Origin of the sequence: Glycomyces sp. L485, from assembly GCF_022548875.1 — a bacterium.
Lineage (GTDB): Bacteria > Actinomycetota > Actinomycetes > Mycobacteriales > Micromonosporaceae > Glycomyces.
Map to the genome: position 1 here is coordinate 185,195 of NZ_JAKZEW010000003.1, position 14,408 is coordinate 199,602.

General features: G+C 67.2%; 14 protein-coding genes and 1 tRNA gene. 3 read left to right on the top strand and 12 right to left on the bottom strand.

Annotated elements, in window-relative coordinates; translation table 11 throughout:
- The first annotated feature begins 202 nt into the window (after positions 1-202).
- Together L0U85_RS03290 and L0U85_RS03295 are read left to right on the top strand one after the other, a co-directional pair.
- Positions 203-274: transfer RNA gene (locus tag L0U85_RS03290), tRNA-Val, on the top strand.
- Positions 275-641: 367 nt separating this feature from the next.
- Positions 642-2,135 carry a hypothetical protein gene (locus L0U85_RS03295; RefSeq protein WP_241376281.1) on the top strand — a complete coding sequence of 498 codons (1,494 nt, stop codon included), beginning with the start codon at positions 642-644 and terminating at the stop codon, positions 2,133-2,135.
- 212 nt (positions 2,136-2,347) lie between these two features.
- Here the strand turns inward: L0U85_RS03295 and L0U85_RS03300 are convergent, their stop codons facing one another.
- The 5 genes from L0U85_RS03300 to L0U85_RS03320 all read right to left on the bottom strand — a co-directional run bounded on the left by L0U85_RS03300 (position 2,348) and on the right by L0U85_RS03320 (position 6,898).
- A complete protein-coding gene (locus tag L0U85_RS03300; RefSeq protein ID WP_241376283.1) occupies positions 2,348-3,202 on the bottom strand; it encodes a DNA methyltransferase in 855 nt (284 codons plus the stop codon).
- Complete coding sequence (locus tag L0U85_RS03305) at positions 3,199-3,840, bottom strand: hypothetical protein (protein ID WP_241376284.1); 642 nt, start codon at positions 3,838-3,840, stop codon at positions 3,199-3,201. Before L0U85_RS03305 ends, L0U85_RS03300 begins: the two co-directional genes overlap by 4 nt.
- A 500-nt stretch (positions 3,841-4,340) precedes the next feature.
- A complete protein-coding gene (locus L0U85_RS03310) occupies positions 4,341-5,303 on the bottom strand; it encodes a NaeI family type II restriction endonuclease (protein ID WP_347177341.1) in 963 nt (320 codons plus the stop codon).
- Positions 5,304-5,339: 36 nt separating this feature from the next.
- Entirely contained in the window at positions 5,340-5,756 is a 417-nt protein-coding gene (locus L0U85_RS03315) for a very short patch repair endonuclease (RefSeq protein WP_241376288.1), read from the bottom strand.
- Positions 5,757-5,833: 77 nt separating this feature from the next.
- A complete protein-coding gene (locus L0U85_RS03320; protein ID WP_241376371.1) occupies positions 5,834-6,898 on the bottom strand; it encodes a DNA cytosine methyltransferase in 1,065 nt (354 codons plus the stop codon).
- On the opposite strand from L0U85_RS03320, the gene L0U85_RS03325 reads away from it, so the two are divergent.
- Positions 6,797-7,024: a hypothetical protein gene (locus tag L0U85_RS03325; protein WP_241376374.1), complete on the top strand. Its 228-nt coding sequence runs from the start codon at positions 6,797-6,799 to the stop codon at positions 7,022-7,024. The genes L0U85_RS03320 and L0U85_RS03325 overlap by 102 nt on opposite strands.
- Before the next feature lie 514 nt (positions 7,025-7,538).
- On the opposite strand, the gene L0U85_RS03330 is transcribed toward L0U85_RS03325, so the two are convergent.
- The 7 genes from L0U85_RS03330 to L0U85_RS03360 form a co-directional block, all read right to left on the bottom strand.
- Positions 7,539-8,171: a hypothetical protein gene (locus L0U85_RS03330; RefSeq protein WP_241376289.1), complete on the bottom strand. Its 633-nt coding sequence runs from the start codon at positions 8,169-8,171 to the stop codon at positions 7,539-7,541.
- A 630-nt stretch (positions 8,172-8,801) separates the two neighbouring features.
- The gene (locus L0U85_RS03335; protein WP_241376290.1) at positions 8,802-9,575 is read right to left on the bottom strand and encodes a hypothetical protein; all 774 of its coding nucleotides are present in this window, start codon (positions 9,573-9,575) and stop codon (positions 8,802-8,804) included.
- A 94-nt stretch (positions 9,576-9,669) separates the two neighbouring features.
- Entirely contained in the window at positions 9,670-10,407 is a 738-nt protein-coding gene (locus L0U85_RS03340) for a hypothetical protein (protein WP_241376292.1), read from the bottom strand.
- A gap of 74 nt (positions 10,408-10,481) precedes the next feature.
- Positions 10,482-11,156 (bottom strand): hypothetical protein, encoded by a 675-nt coding sequence (locus tag L0U85_RS03345; RefSeq protein WP_241376294.1) that lies wholly within the window; start codon positions 11,154-11,156, stop codon positions 10,482-10,484.
- A gap of 54 nt (positions 11,157-11,210) precedes the next feature.
- Positions 11,211-11,945, bottom strand: a complete 735-nt coding sequence (locus tag L0U85_RS03350; protein WP_241376296.1) for an ArdC family protein — start codon at positions 11,943-11,945, stop codon at positions 11,211-11,213.
- 76 nt (positions 11,946-12,021) lie between these two features.
- On the bottom strand, positions 12,022-12,984 hold the full coding sequence (locus tag L0U85_RS03355) for a hypothetical protein (protein ID WP_241376298.1): 963 nt from the start codon (positions 12,982-12,984) through the stop codon (positions 12,022-12,024).
- Between the two features lie 272 nt (positions 12,985-13,256).
- Entirely contained in the window at positions 13,257-14,378 is a 1,122-nt protein-coding gene (locus L0U85_RS03360; protein ID WP_241376299.1) for a hypothetical protein, read from the bottom strand.
- Positions 14,379-14,408 lie beyond the last annotated feature (30 nt).

Genomic DNA, 14,408 nt, shown 5'->3' on the forward strand with positions numbered 1-14,408 from the left:
CCGGCGAACCTGGATTGAAACGATTTAACGCATCGAAGGTTATCGACAGAACAACTCCTTGTCAAGATGGAGATAACACCGAAATCCTGCCACTTGAACCTCAAACACCTCAATCACCACCCTCGCCACTGTGACCGCCGAAACGGCCTCGGACCCAGTGCAGCTCGCCACCAACACCTCCGGTACAGTTCTATCCCGTCCCGGTCGATTAGCTCAGCGGGAGAGCACTCGCTTCACACGCGAGGGGTCACTGGTTCGATCCCAGTATCGACCACAACACCTGTCCTAATCGAACCCTGGGCCCCCGAAGGGGGCTCGGGGTTGTTTTTGTGCCCGCCGGCTTGTGAACGGCCCGGCATTGCCCCGGCCTGTTCCAACCATCCGATCAGCGGTTTGGCCGTTTCAGCAACGTTTTCCCCTGCGACGGCTGGTTCGCCGTCTTCGATGTCGATGTAAAGCTTCTCGAAGCACACGAAGTTCATGGTCTTGCGCAGGTCATCCGGTGCGTTGCGGTAGATCGCGCGAGGCCGTACGAAAAGGTCGGCGAGGCCTTCGATGCGTTCGCGGGCCGCGTCGAGTCCTGCGGTCCCGGCCTCGGCCAGGCGGTTCTTGAGCGCGGTCCTCTCGCCTCGGATGGCGCGTTGTTTCGCGGTGAGTTTCTCGACCGGCCAGTCTCTATCGGTCAGCAGTTCGATGAGCTGGTCTTCGAGGGCATCGAGCCGTCGGAGTTCGGCTTTGATGTGCTTGCGGATCTGCTCGACCGTGGCGTGGTGGTCGGTGAAGACCTCTTCGAGGAGTTCGGCGATCTCGGACCGTTTGTCTTCGGTGACGGTGAGGGTGGCGTAGTGGGCTTCGACGGCCTGCTCGATGTCGTCCAGTCGCGCGCGGGGCAAGTCGCATTTCTGGGCGGGGTCCCGTTCAAGGAGTCCGACGCAGCGGAAGTAGAAGTATTTGCGGCCGGTGTGGCTGCGGGCGGGGTCGAGGACCAGTCTGCGACCGCAGCGTCCGCACCACAGCAGGCCCTTGAGGTAGCACTCCCAGGTGCGCTCTCTGGTTCCGGCGCGGCGTTTGGCGAGGATGTCTTGGACGCGGTCGAAGATCTCGGGCTCGACGAGCGGTTCGTGTTCGCCGGGGTAGTCCTCGCCTTTCCAGACGACGAGGCCGAGGTAGGTGCGGTCGGTGAGGATGCGGCCGATCTCGGAGAGGTACAGGGGCCTGCCCGCCGGGTAGGCCTCGGTCGGCCGGGTGCGCAGTCCGGCGTCGGCGATGAACTCGCGCAGGGCATGCGTGCTGTACTGGCCGGTGGCGTAGCGCTCGAACATCAAGGTGATGAGCGGGCCGCGCACCGGGTCGGTCTCGATGACCTTGATCTTGCGGCCTTCGACGGTCTTGCGGGTGTTGAGGTAGCCGAGTTTCGCTTTGCCCGGCGTGCCGCCGCGTTTGGCCTTGCCTTCCATCTTGGTGCGGATGTCGGCTCCGCTGGCTTTGGAGAAGTAGGTGTTGACCTGGTCGAGAATCCCGGCCATGAACTGGCCCTCGGGGGTCTCGTCGGTGTAGTCGGTGGCCGAGATGAGCCGGACGCCCCGGTCGTTGAAGTCTCGCTTGGTGAGTGCGGCGTCGACGTCGTCGCGGAAGGCGCGCGAGCGCTTGTAGATGATCACCGCATCGACATCGCCGAGGGTCTTGATGCGTTCGAGGAGGGCTTGGAAGACCGGCCGGGCGGCGATGGAGGTGGCGGAGTTGCCGGGTTCGACGTATTCGCCGATGAGGATGTAGCCGGTGCGATCGGCCGTCGCATGACCGTGCTCGCGCTGGGTCTGGATGGAGTTCCCGTCCGGGTCGGTGTCGGTCTCCATCTGCCTTTTTGTGGAGACGCGAAGGTACAGGAGGGCGAACCCGATCACGGGCACGCCGGAAGCGGTGGTCTGCGCGGCGGGGTCGAAGTCGTAGGCGGTGAACCCGTAGGCCCAGGGTTCGCCCTCGAATGCGGGGATCGAGCGCTGTCGCCGCTGTTTGACGGCTCTGCCTCGCCTATTCGCCGGTCGGGGTCGTGGAGTCTGGCTCACTGGGGGCCTCCTTCGCTGCTGTGGTGCTGTTGTCGCGTTGGCGGTTCAGGTGCTCGTCGAGTGCGATGAGCAGGTTGGCGAGTGCGCGGGCGTCGAGGTCGGGGCGGGGTGCTCCGGTGACGATGATCCGGCGACGGGGCTTCACCGGCCCCACCTCCCGTGTCCGTCCGCAAGGGACGCATACAGGCTCGCTATCGCGAACGTATCCCCGGTCCGGGGCCTGATCAACCAGCCTGCTCGTGATCGACCGAGGGTGGCAGGGGTTCGGGATGGCGGCCGTCTCATCGGGGCCTCCTGGCGACGATGACGTCCTCGAAGACGTTCAGGTGCGCGGGGAACCCGGCGCGGGCGAGGCGGCGGGCGTGGTGGAGGCCGAAGAACGAATGGCGGGGCCGCAGGCTTCCCTCGGTCCACGGCGCCAGGAGTGCGATGTGGCGGGCGTAGAGGTCGAATCCGCACGCTGCGGCGGTGGCGGCGAGCTGTCCGGGCAGGTCGATCAGAACCCCGGAGTCGCGGTATGGCCGGCCGGTGAGACATGCGAACCCGCCGGGTTTGAGCACGGTCCGGCAGGCCGTCAGGACTTCGGCGAGGCCGGTGGCGAAGCGCTCGGGGCCGCCGACGGCGAGCTGGCCGGGGTGCGGGCGGTGGACGAAGGGGTGCTCGGCGGTCGCGGCGAGGCGTCCCGGGCCGGTGTAGGTGCGCACGCGGGCATGTCCGTAGAGCCCGTACGGCGGAGACGTGACGATAAGCGCCACCTTCCCGACCGCGCTCACCGGCAACAGGTCGGGCAGGTCGCGGGCGTCTCCGCAGAGCACCGACCCGGTTCCGGCGGCACCTTGGGCTGTGGCGAGGTCGATGTTGTCGACGGCCATGTCGATCCAGGGGGCCTCGCAGTCGACGCCGATGGCGTCCCGGCCCAGGTGCATCGCTTCGACCACGGTGGTGGCGATGCCGCACATGGGATCGACGACGAGGTCACCGGGCCCGGAGTAGGCAGCGATGGCATGGGCGGCCAGTGCCGGCGGCATCTTCGCGGGGTGCTCGGTCGAGGCTGCGGAGTAGCGCCCGGCCCGCTGAGTTCGCTGGGCATGCTGGCCGGTGGCCCAGACCGAGGCGAGGCGGCGCGACGCGCTCATCGGGCACCCCCAGCGACTTCGGCGCGGCAGAACAGGGCGATGTCGCGGTGGAGCCGCGTCAGCGCGACCGGCAGGGCGAACTCCCCGGTGAGCGCTTCGGCGTGTGCGGCGGCTCTCTGAAAGACCTCGGTGGCGGCACAGACGAGGTGCGCCTGGAATGTCAGGCCCGCGGTGGCCGAGGGCGGGAGAGCGGCCGGTCCGGCCGCGTCGATGACGACCAGGCGGCCTTGAGGCTGGAGGGTGGCGATCGTTGCCGTCCACTCCGCCGGCCTGGCGGCCAGATGCGCGGGTGCGATGGTCAGGCGCGAGCGCCCCTCATGGCGGGAGAGGAGTTCGACCAACACCGCGCGGGGAGCGTGCAGCAGCATCAGCCGGGAACGGTCGGCGTCCGAAACCGAGCGGAGCGCAGCCGAGGCAGCATCGATCGCCCTGCGGGAGGTCGCGATCCAGGTGACCGCTCGGCCCGTTGCGGCGAGTGCGACCGGGTCGATGCCGGTGTCGACGATGGTGATGCGCTGGCCCGGCGCGGCCAGACGCGCAGCGGTCTCGGTGGTGATCTCCGCCGTAGTGGCCGGTCCGGGCCAGACGTTCAAGGGGATCTCGATGCGGGCTTCTGAGTGGTGCTCTCGTGCGGTCATGGCGGTGGCGGCTGCGCCGTTGGCTTCCAGTCATAGGAGAACCGCCGCTTGTGACCGGCCTCTGACCTGCACTGTGACCAGTTGTGAACGCCTGTGAACGGTTGTAAATGGACGTTGCGTCAACCCCGAGCTACTATCCTCGGCCCGGCCGACCAACCGTCTGGTTCTGAGCACGAAAAAAGCGCTCGCGCGTGCGTTGGAGGTCCCGAGCATCGGCTCGGAGCATCGGTGATGACCGTCGGCGGCGACTACGCCGAGGGCTTCGCCGAAGACCTCGGCGTAGGTCGCGCAGGCCTCCCCGTCGGTGATCCCGCCCAGGTGTGCGGTCGTCTCCTCGCGCTCGCCGCCGGCCGGATCGCGGTATACATCATTGAAGTATCGAACGCGGACGGCGGATTCGAGGGCGGGTCTCAGGATCGGCACCGCTCAAGCGCGGGAATCGATGCCCGTTTCGAAGTGATCGGTTGCAGGGCCCCCGGACCATGGATCGTCGTCGGGTGTCAGTACTTCAAGGCCTTGTCCCAAGAGACTGGCTCTTCGTCCTCCTGGGCGACGACGCGGCGTTTCCCGGCGAGCATCACGAAGGGCCGTCCGTCTCCGACATCGGGGACGAGTCGAACCGAGATCCACTCGCCCTTCCTGGGAACCGGCAGTTCCAACGTCTTGGCGATGATCGGGTGCTGCTCTTGATGGCCCAGGATGGCGATGCCCTCTCCCGCCAGGGCTTTGCGGCTGTCACGAATGCGCTTCGCCATGTCGATCTGGACCGCGATGGGTTCGACGGCGTCACGGTTGACGATCACACCTCGAACCCGGCGGAACAGCTCGGTGACCTTCGCCTGTCCCGAGTTGCACTCGAGAATGATGCGACGATCCTCATCGTCCATGTGGAGCAGGAGGTTGGGGGGAAGTCTTCCCTCAGGTACCAGCCACTCGATGAATTTTCGGTTCGCGGCGGTGAGCGCCTTCTTGCTGTCCTTGTTCGATCCGGCGCCCATCAGAGCCTCGTGTGCTCGCAGCAATCCGACGTGAAACCGCTGCTTACGGTCATTGGCGTGGATCAGCAGGCAGACCTGGCCGAAGGACTCGGTGGGAAAATTCCATCCGAAGGGAAAGACGGAGAACTTCGAGTCGACCTGGTGGCCTGCGATGACGTAGTCCATCGGCTTTTTCCTGCCCGGTACATGCAGGCCCTTCGGAATGTCGAACTCCGCCCTGACCAGGATCTCCACCTTGGTTCCGAGGTAGGTCTTCTCGGTCTTCTCGAGATCGTTCATCACGTCATAGCGGCCGGTCCGCCTGCCGTCGAGCACCTCGTCGATCGACCGACGGAGGACGGCGCCGAATCGATCTTCGAGGTCGATCTGCGACCGGAACCATTCGGCGACGTCATCGAGTTCACCATCTTCCGCCGGTTGCGGTCTCTCCGGCTGGGGCGCGTTGTCCGAGTGAGTGTTCTGCACGAACCAACAATGGCACAACCGGGTCAGTCGGGTGGTTCACGGATCTCCGGCCGGTCGGCCACCGAGTTCGCTCGAATCTTGTCGGCGCGCCAGGATCAACGCCGCGAGCCGCTCGACGACCTCTTCGGGGTGCTCGTGCTCCCATACCCGGAATGCGATCCAGCCGGCCGCGGCGAGTGCCTCATCGGTCTCGCGGTCGCGTTCACCGTTCCGTCGGACCTTCTCGGCCCAATATTCGGCGTTGGTCTTCGCCACGGTGTGGTGTTCAGGGCAACCGTGCCAGAAGCACCCGTCGAGGAAGACGGCGACCTTGGCTCTGGTGAACACCATGTCGGCCGTCCGCCGAAGCTTGGGCAAAGGCCGCATCGCGACGCGGTAGCGCAGACCCTTGGCATGGGCGGCTCGACGCAGCCGCAGCTCGGGTTTGGTATCCCGGCTCTTGTTCGACTGCATGCTTCGCCTGACACCCGGACTCGAAGCCGTCGTCGGTCGCTCTGGCATGGGGTTTCCTCAAAGCCCTAACGGACGGTTCAGTCCTTCGTTGTCTCGTTTGCGAAGGCCACGGCATGGACGTGCTCGGCGATCGCCTTGCCCAACAACGGAGGCACCGCGTTCCCGATCTGCCGTGCGACCTCGATCTTGGTCCCCTCGAACACGAATTCGTCGGGGAACGATTGAAGGCGGGCGGCCTCCCGGTGCGTGATGGGGCGGTGGGCCTCAGGATGGAGATACCGCCCTTTTTCAGGCTTGTAGAACTCGGTCCGGATGGTCACCGACGGACGATCCCACCACAGGCGGCCCATCACGTCCGTTGTACCGGTCGGTTTATTCCTCCAGCAATTCGGCAGCAGGTCGGGACGGTTCCGAGCCAGATCGAACCGATTGCCGCCCTCGGGGATGGCCTTGTACCGCTCCAACGACATCGGGCGGGGATTGCGCTTGATGTGCAGGTCCTGACGTTCGCCGTCCCAGATCACATCATCGGCCTCGGGTTGAGGCGGCAGGTCGGCGATGACGTCCCGAACCGTCGCGTACGGCGTGCCGTCAGGGGAATCCGGACCGTGCGTGATCGGCGGCGGCCACGGAACGGACTCCACGTCGCGAACCGCGATGAAGATCCCGCGACGTCGGCTCTGTGGAACTCCGTAGTCGGCGGCGTGCAGCGCCCCGTAGGCGAAGCCGTAATCGCGGAGGACCTTGTCCGTTTCCATCAGCTCCAACAGTTTCGCGAACTGCGCCGAACGTTGGAACTCGGGAACGTTCTCGATTACGAACGCCTTCGGGCGGACCTCGCGAACGGCTGTCAGGTAATGGCGCCACAGCTCGTTCAGCTGTGCTCGGGACACGTCGTCCCGGTCGCGCCCGAGGGGAGAGAACCCCTGACAGGGTGGTCCACCGACGATCACATCGGCTTCAGGGTACTGGGTCACCAGTTCGATGGTCCCGGCGTTGACCTCGCAACCGAAGTTCCGTTTGAAGGTGCGTGCCGCGGCTTGATCGTTCTCGACGGCGAATATCGACTCATAGCCGACCCCTGCGAGATCGAAGCCGAGGCTCAGGCCTCCGGCGCCCGCGAACAGATCAATTGTCCGTATCGACTCAACACTCACAGTGACCGCCCCCGTCGCGATTGCCCGTCGGTGGCGATCATACGGATCGGCGCCGACAACTCGGCCTGGAGCAGTCTCGTGATCATGGCCGTCATCCTACATCAGGTGTAATACACCTTTTATGCACGTGCCCGTTGATCGATGTGTGCCACACGACGTACGCGCGTTGTTAGTCATCGTCGTACGAATTCTCGAACCGGCGTGGCAGTACTCTATGGGCATGCCGAATCAGCCCAAGACCCCTGCGCGGACGTGCCGGATCTCGGACGATGAATGGAGGCGTCTGGGTGAGTGCGCCGAGACGCTTGGACGATCGCGCGGCGAGATCGTTCGCGACTTGGTTCGCTGGTATCTGAGCGGCGGGGACATCGCGCCACCGGTGCGCCCGGCTCGAATGAATGGACCGCCCTCCAAAGCGGGAACAGGTTGAAAGTGGATGCCGGAGACTTCGTTCCGGCGTATCTCCGACGGCAGCACTGTACGGGAGACAGGGACATTCGTCATCACCGAGTTGCAGCGGCGGTGAGCGTTCGCCTCCTCGTCGGGAGGACGGTCCTTCGCCCGGCCCCGATACCGTGATCGAACGTGCCGAGTTCCCGACGCTCCTTCATTGATGCGAGCATGGTCAGGCGCGGAGCCGGTTGAGCTTTGCAAGCAGGGCCTCGCAGTCAGCGACACGCCGCTGGTTGTATCCGGGATCTTGAGGGTCGCCGGGGGCGTCGCCCGCCTTGTGGTCGTGGATATCGAGAGTGACCATCTGCCGCAGCAGATCCACTTCGTAATCGGTGATCACGAGGGTGAGCAGCGGAGCCTCCGCCGTCGTGGGCCGCGCTGCTTCGGCGTCCTCCCGAACGACGGCACCATCGCGAACGAAGACCTTGTACTCCCCGTCCGGCCTCTGAACGTAGAGGGTCTGTTCGAAGCGACGAGCGGTGCCGTCGGGAGCGGTCCCGAAGTCGGTCACTATATTTCGCAGCTCGGCCTCGATCTCCGTGTCACGGTGCTCCTCCGCCAACGGGTCGGCCTGTACGGCGATGCCTCGATGGCAAGGTCTGCCATTCGCGTCGAGATCCGGAATCATCGCGATGCCGATCATTCCGTTCTCGCCGACCTTCACGAAGTACCCGTCACCTATCCGCCCGTCGTCCGCCCAGGTGACCTTCCGGTATTCTCCGTCCGCGATCTTGGCCTCGACCTCCGCTTCGGTGATGGCCGGCTCGACGTCGATCGCTTCGTATACATAGATGTCTTCGCTCATGATTCGTCCTCAAGATGATGTTCAGGTGCTTCGAAGTCTATTGGTTCAGTAGTTCACGGGCAGTTCTGTGCATCTACAGCGGATCGGGAATGCGGCGGGGGACACAGCCTGGAGGTCATGCGAGGCCACGGCCTCCGGCCATGGGGCATTTTGCCTGTTCGCCGGGAGCCTGACCGCTGCGTTTCACCGATGAGAGACGGTGTCCCGAGCTTGGGCTCGGGACACCGGTGGAGACTACGTCGAGAGCTTGCCGAAGACCTCGGTGCAGATCGCGCGGGCCTCCTCATCGGTGAGCCCTTTGAGATGCGCGGTCATCTCCTCGCGTTCACCGCTGTACGGGTCGATGCACGTCTCCGATGAGTACCAGGTTCGGGCGTCGATGCAGTCGGGCGGCCCCTAGACGGAGGCCTCGATGGCGGCGAAGTAGCAGCTGCCGAGACTACGGTTGCCGGACAGGAATGCGGCGGCGGCCGCGATGGGGTCCTTTACGTCGTCCTCGGCGATGTCGATGAAGGCGACGTGCTCTGCCTCTTCGGTTTTCAGTTCGGGTTCGTCGGCGTCGTCCTCCCAGGGGAGATAGGTCCGTCGCCAGACGGTGATCGTGAGCTACTCAGCGTTCATGCCGGTCTCCTAGACGGTGAAGACGACACGGCCGGGGCACCAGCCGATCGGGCAGTCGATGGTGTTGTCGCGATGGCCGGTGGCGTCCTCGTAGTGCCATTCGAGGTCGTTGCCGACGTCGTCGGGATCGGGGTTGAACCACCACGATCCGGCGCAGGCGATCCAGGACCGATTGCAGGAAGAGCAGTCGGCGCTGATCTGCCAGGCATCGAATCCTTCGATGTCGGCCAGGGCTTCGACGGTGATTTCGCCGGGACAGGCCCAGATGCCGTGAAGGTGGGCCCGGGTTCCGGCGGCGGTGATGATCTCGCAGAACAGGTAGCGGCCCGCCGGGATCGGGTACCGGTCGAGTATGACGGCCCTCGATGCTCCGTCGTCCTCGTCGATGACGGTGGCGGCGGTGAGAGTGCAGGGGACGGAGAGCGTCAACAGGCTGAGTCTGCGCGAGTCGTCGAGGAAGGAGAGCCCGGTGGTGTCGTCCCAAACCGTCTCGGCACCGGCGTGGAACCCGAGCGCTGTCAGCTCGCGGGCGAAGGCGTGCAGGCCGGTGCGGTCGAGGACGTGCCTGCTCGGGGGCTGCCGGCCGCCACCGGTGTCGAGGTCGTTTTCGGTGAGGGCCTGCCCCGGTGGGGTGGCGAACAGGCATGCGGGATGCTGCCAGGCTTCGGCCAAGGACTCGGCGGGAGCGGCGTGCAGGTGGTGGACGGCGTGGTCGAGGGTGGCGGTCGCGGCGACGGTGAGGCAGTACGCCTCGGCGGTGACGATGGAAGGTTCGCTGGACATGCTGATAGGCCTTTCAAAAGACGGTGGCGATGGACGTGCGTGAACGCCGCCCCGCGGTCCAGGCGGGGCGTCGCGTCAGGAATGGAGGGGCGGGTCAGGCGGGCGGTTCGGGCCCGGCGGTCTCACGGGCGTTCCGGTCGGGGCGCCAGGAGTTGTGGACGATCACCGGCTCTGTCGGCCCCCGGAAGACGAGTTCGGAGACCTGCTCATCGTCCCCGCAGACTTCGACGGAGAGCCCGCCGTGCTCGTCCGGTTCGGGGTCGGCGGTGACGGTAAAGGGCCACTGCCAAGCCGGGTCGGTGGCCTCGTCACCGACGACCAGATGGCGGTAGACGGTGAGCCGGTCGGGCCAGTGGCATCCACACGAGCACGGGCAGGGCCGGTCGTCGCAGTCTCGTCCGGGGCACCGGTTATGAGCGGCGACGCAAGGAGATTCGGCACCGGGACCGGGGAGGCGTTGCTCGGACAAGGCGATGGGGACGGTACCCCGGTCGTCGGTGAGCAGCAGCAGGGCGCGGACGCCTTCGGCGGTGATCTCCCGGATGCCGGTGAGGGTGAACGGGACGGGCTTGGTGCGGTAGGGCTTGGCGCGACTCAGCCACAGGGTCGGCTCAGCTGCGCCGGTGGCGGCGATCAGGCCGGAGCCCAGGTAGTTGAGCGCGAGCATGCGGCGGGATGCGGCGGCGCTGGGGCGCACGGTGGTGCTGTGCCATCGGATTTGGGCGGCGGCGCGGCTGACCGTCCGGTATAGCGCCGGGTCGCGGTCCCAGACGGTGTCGGTGGCGAGCCAGTTGAAACCGGCCGGTTCGGTGGCGATGATGTCGTGGCGCATGGGGGCGGGTCCTTTCTCAGGTAGCGGAAACGCCCGCCGAGCGGTCGGCTCGGCGGGCGTGCGCGGGGTGGCAGTTATGTCTTGGTGGTGGTGTCGTTCGCGGAATCGGCTTCCTCGGAGCGTGGGCCGGGTGGTGGGGCGAGCCGGTAGAGGTGGGCGTCGTAGCCGACGGCGCGGAGGCGTTCGAGGGCCTGGTAGTCGTCGAGGATGCCGCGATGCAGGCGCGTCATACGCTTGCGGCGCTCGGCTTGCCAGCGGCCGAGTCCTCGACTGGTGGCGTTGATGCAGTGGACGAGGTATTCGGGGTCGCGTCGGACCCAGTGGAGGGCGACGAAACGCAGGAGCGTGGTGGCGCTCTCCCTGGTCCGGTCCGGCAGGTTCCAGCTGAGGAATCCGCCGCACCGGTCCGCGTCGGCCAGCAGCAGCGGGTGGAAGTACGTGCTCGTCTGGTGACGGGCGATCTCGACGCCGTTGACGGTCAAGGGGTCGTCCAAGTCCTTGCGGTCGACGAAGTTGTAGTGCCGCCGGTGCGGGTCGCCGTGGCCGAGGAGCACGTGGACGTCGCAGTCTTCGAGGACCGGCGGGTGGTCGAACGCGGGTTCGGCCTCGGCCCAAACGGTGACCGTGCCGCTGATGCGCGGCCCGTCGAGCCGGTAGCAGGTGGCCGGGAGCGTCCAGTCGTCGTGGAAGTCGGCGCGGGTGCGGCCCAGTTGCGGGGCCGACCGGCTGGTGATGGTGATGCGTCCCAACGATGCCTCCAAACAGGGGAAGGCGGGGCCGCGACATACGCGGCCCCGCCGGGTTCAGTCGAATTCGAGGACGGTGCCCTCGTCGATCCCGCTCCGGTCCCTGGCGGGTCGGGCTTGGGTGCGGTCGGCCTTCACTGAGGTCCGGGCCTCGGCGAGGCGCTGCGCTAGGGCGCTGAGCGCCGCCGGGGAGCGCGGGTCGTCGGCAGCGACGGTGACGGCGCCCGCTTCGGTGTCGAGCTCGGCGCTCACCGTCCCGTCGCTGGTCGCGTTGTCGACGACCGACAGACCGAGCTTGCCGGCCTCGCGGTCGAGCCGTTCGCGCCAGATCGCGGACGGGTCCGCCTCGGCATCGGTCGCGGCGTCGGGATCGGGAACCAGGTCGGCCTGTTCCTCGGTCTGGCTCAGCTCGAACACGGCCTTCGTCCGAAACAGGGTCGAACCCTCGTCGCCGTCGGCGTCCGCGTCGGCCTTGTGCGCCTTCGTCTGCTGGATCGGGTAGACGATCCGCAGGACCGCCCTGGTGCCCTTGCGGATGGTCCTGCCGCGTTCCTTCCAGCCGCGGCCGGTGTCGATGTCAGTCAGCTCGATCCCGGCCTCTTCGGCCTGGTGGGCGAGCATCATCAGGTTGCGGGGGCTGTAGGCGGCCAGTTTCGGCGACCGGAGCGCGAGCGCCGTCGCCCGTTCCCCGGCGTCCGGTGCCGCCAGGGCGGCGTCAGCGGCTTCGGCGAGTGCCTGGTCGCGGGCCCTGAACTCGGCCTTCTCTTCGTCGGTGTACTGCTTGCGTCCCATCGTGTTCCTCCTTTTCGGGACGGCGCAGGGCCGATAGCGGATCGCTATCGGCCCTGCGTGTGCGGGTGGTGTCGGTTCAGGCCAGGCGGTAGGAGCGCTGGCCGGTTTCGGCGGTGGCGTCGGCGAGCTTGTCCGCGATGACGAGCTCTTTGAGGTAGTTGTTGACGGCGTTGGGGTCGGCCTCGCGGTGGTGCGCGTCAGCGGCCCGGACCGCGTCGGCCACCCCGGCGGGGGTGAACGGCTGCTCGATCGCGCCTTCGTCCAGGACCGCGTCGATCTGCTTTCGCAGTTCGCCCCTGGTGCGGGCGGGCTTGGTGTCGTTCCGGGTGCGGTCGCCCCGGCTGCGGTTGCCCTTCGTGCCGCCGTTCGCCCAGGGCATGCGCTTGACGATGCGGACCTCGATCTCCTCGGGCGCGTCGGCGGTCTGGAGCCGCTGCGCGACGACGGTCGCCGCGATCCCCTCGATGGTCACGGTCCACTCGCCGCCGTCGACGTCGTTCGGGTCGGACTTGGTGACCAAGCCATGCTCGCCGAGCGCCCACAGGGTGCGCAGCAGCCGGGTCCGCTCGGCTGTGGTCGCCTTCCCGCAGTTCCGGGCGAACCACTCGATGTCGAACGGCTCGCCGACGCTTGCAAACTGGTCGAGCATCGTCGCGGTGAAGACCATCTCCGCGTCGACCTGGACCGGGGCGGGCGCGGTCGTCTCCCCCTCGTCGTCTTCCCCGTTCTCCTCAGTCGGGGACTCGCTCTCCTGGGTGTCGGGGACCGATTCGGCGGCCTGCGACTCGTCGGGGACCTCGGGAGCCGGCGCCTCGGCGACCGGTTCGGCGGCCTCCGGCTCGGCGGGCGAGGTGAGGGACCACTTCTGCGAACGGCCGGAGCCAGCGGCCTCGACCTGCCCCGCGGACTGGAGCTCTTCCAAGGCGGCCTTGGCGTCGCTGGTCGCCAGGCCGGTGGTGGCGGTGAGGTTGCGGATGGACAGGGGCTCTGCGGCCTCGGTGAGGCAGGCCAGGACCTTGTCGCGGTTGTTGTCAGCCATCGGGCTGTCCTCTCTTCTTTCGTGATCGGTTGGTGCGGTCGGTTGGCGGGAATCCGCCGCGGGCCAGCCACTGGGCCAGCCCGGCTCGGATCTCGGCGAGTTCTTGGCGGAGCCCGGCGCGCTGCTCGGACGTCAACGTCCGATCGCGCGGCTGTACTTGGAGGTCGCGGATGCGTTCGCGTGCGGCGTCGGGATCGATAAGACGGTCCCTCCTTCCCGAATAGGTCGGATTGAGGCGGCCGTTGGACGGCCCGCCGATGGAGGCATCGGGGCTACTGGAGCGGCGCGGTCGCGACGACCGTGCGCGCACCGGGCGCGGTGAGCAGGAGCCGGTTGCCGGTGGTGAGGGCGAGGGTGACTTCCCCGTCGGGAAGGGTCGCCAGGGCCTTCTTGAACAGTCGCCGGTCGACCGTGCGGCGCAGGCCCCAGAACTCGGCCACCTCGGACAACTCCAAGCTGTCGCCCTTGGCCGCGCGGGCGCGGGAAGTGAGCGACTTCTTGGACTGCGTGGCACTGGCCTGGACCCGCTCGTCGAAGTACCGGCTGATCACTGACACGTCCTCGACGGCGGTGGCGAGGATCTTGATGTGGCTGGTGACCTGGCCGTGGCGCAGTTCCAGCCACCGGCCCGAACCGCAGGCGACCTGGGCAGCGCTCCACTCTCCGGTCATGTCGGCGAAGGGCTTCACCAGTGCCTTGACGGACTCGGCGGGAATGACGACATCGATCCCGTTCCGGTCGCCGATGTCGGTAGTGGGCTCGATGGTTTGGACCGTCGCGGCGTAGGTCGCGGTAGCCCACGCCTGGACGCCCGAAGCGTCGATGCGGACCCGGACCGCCGCCCGGTCGCCGCGAGCGGGTCCGGCTTCGGCGATCTCGGCCGAGCGGGCGGCGGCGGCGAGCGCCGCGCCATCGAGGACGCCGCCGGTGATGCGTTCGGCGTCCTCGCTCGGCTGCGGCGGGGTCGGGCACCGGTCGAGCGGTACGGCGGCCAGGACCACCGTGCAACCGGGGGCCATCACGGTGATGGCCTTTCCGGCTGCGGTGAATTCGACGCTCTCTCCGCCGACGAGGTCGAGCGCGGCGGCCAGCCGGGCGGCATCGACGGCGGCGGTGCCGCTGCGGTGGAGCGGTCCATGCTTGGCCTCGAAGGAGACGGCCAGGGCATGGCTGTAGTCGAATCCGGTGAGCGTCAACTGCTCCTCGTCGGCGTCGAGCCGGACCGCGCGGAGTTCGCGGCTCGGGTGCTTCGCCGGGATCGGCACACGCGCGAAACCGAGGGCTCGGCGGAACCATTCGGCGCGGACCTGGACGCGCAGGGCCGGATCGGGGTCGAGTTCGGGTCGTGGCTGGCTGCGTGCGAGTGAGCTCAGGTCGTGGTTGCTGGTGTCCATGTTGTTCTCCTCTTTCTGGTGCGGTGGTGG